Source organism: Thiomicrospira sp. (assembly GCF_036568485.1).
Taxonomy (GTDB): domain Bacteria; phylum Pseudomonadota; class Gammaproteobacteria; order Thiomicrospirales; family Thiomicrospiraceae; genus Thiomicrospira.
Window position 1 is genome coordinate 1 of sequence record NZ_DATCSL010000123.1, and the last position, 1,180, is coordinate 1,180.

Sequence of the window (1,180 nt, forward strand, 5' to 3'; positions counted from 1 at the left end):
TGATGCTTTATACAAACTTAAACAGCACGATAAAGCCCTCAAAGGCAAAAAAGTGCTGTGTTTGGATATCGAAGCGACTGACATTTGCACTAATCCCGAAGCGGACGTGATTCAAATTTCGATTTGTGATTTGGAAGGTAACGAAATCCTAAATCAGCTTATCAACCCAGGTTACGACATCCCAGAAAATGAAAAGCACAATATCTCAACCGAGATGGTGCAGGAAGCGCCTTTGTTTGCGCAGTGCTGGGATGAAATTCATAAAGTGTTGCTTGAAGCCGACATCATTTTGGCCTATAGCACCGAAAGTGATTTTGCTTATTTGCAAAACTCCGCCAGCAAAAAAATGCTCGAGTTCGAACTCGACTATAACAAATGGTTAGATGTCGCCGAGCTCAGTAAAGAATTAGTCGGCGCAATGCGCTGGCATTCTGAACGTATGTATTGGTTCTGGAAAACCCCTAAACTTACCGTGGCTTACGAAAAAGTGTTGGGGCAACCTTTCCCAGGTGATGCCCATGATGCTTTAGCCGATGCACGCGCCACGGCCGAGCTTATGCTGGCGATGCTAAAACTTGGACGTAACTCGCAAATTAACGAGAAAAAACCAGTGGCCAATGAGAAAAAAGCCGTCAGCAATAACTTATTTGCGCAGGCTTTTGCCAACGCAAAACGTAAATAACGATAAGGCTAACAAATGTCGGAACTCAACTTTTTGAATTTAGAGCATGCTAAAAAAGGCGATCAGTTTGATTGGGCACAGCTCAAAAACCATTTAAAGTTTGATGCCGATGGCTTAATGCCAGCGATTGCCCAACAGCACGATACGGGTGAAGTCTTAATGCTAGCGTATATGAATTTAGCCGCATTAGAAGAAACTTTAAAAACGGGTCGTGTTTGTTATTGGTCACGTTCACGCCAAAACTACTGGCGCAAAGGCGAAGCCTCCGGCCAAATCCAAGTACTGAAAGAAGCGCGTTTAGATTGTGATGGCGATACTTTGCTCTTGCTGGTTGACCAAACCGGCCCGGCTTGTCATAGCGGGCGCGCAAACTGTTTTTACAACGCGATTAAAGGCGACAAGGTTGAGATCCTGACCGATCCTTTAATTGACCCAGCCGAACTTTATAAACATCATTCACATTAAAAATTAAAGCCGTGTTATTTACACGGCTTTTTT

General features: G+C 43.9%; 2 protein-coding genes. Both read left to right on the plus strand.

Features of this window, described 5'->3' with window-relative positions; translation table 11 throughout:
- The coding region (locus tag VIM91_RS11380; protein WP_331864926.1) for a 3'-5' exonuclease at positions 1 to 682 on the plus strand (682 nt) is incomplete at its 5' end.
- Positions 683 to 697: 15 nt separating this feature from the next.
- Entirely contained in the window at positions 698 to 1,147 is a 450-nt protein-coding gene (gene hisI, locus VIM91_RS11385) for a phosphoribosyl-AMP cyclohydrolase (protein ID WP_331864927.1), read from the plus strand.
- The last annotated feature ends 33 nt before the right edge of the window (positions 1,148 to 1,180 follow it).

Bases quoted from the DNA above. Each gene is read 5' to 3' on its own strand.
- hisI (WP_331864927.1), top strand. From the start codon at position 698: ATGTCGGAACTCAACTTTTTGAATTTAGAGCATGCTAAAAAAGGCGAT.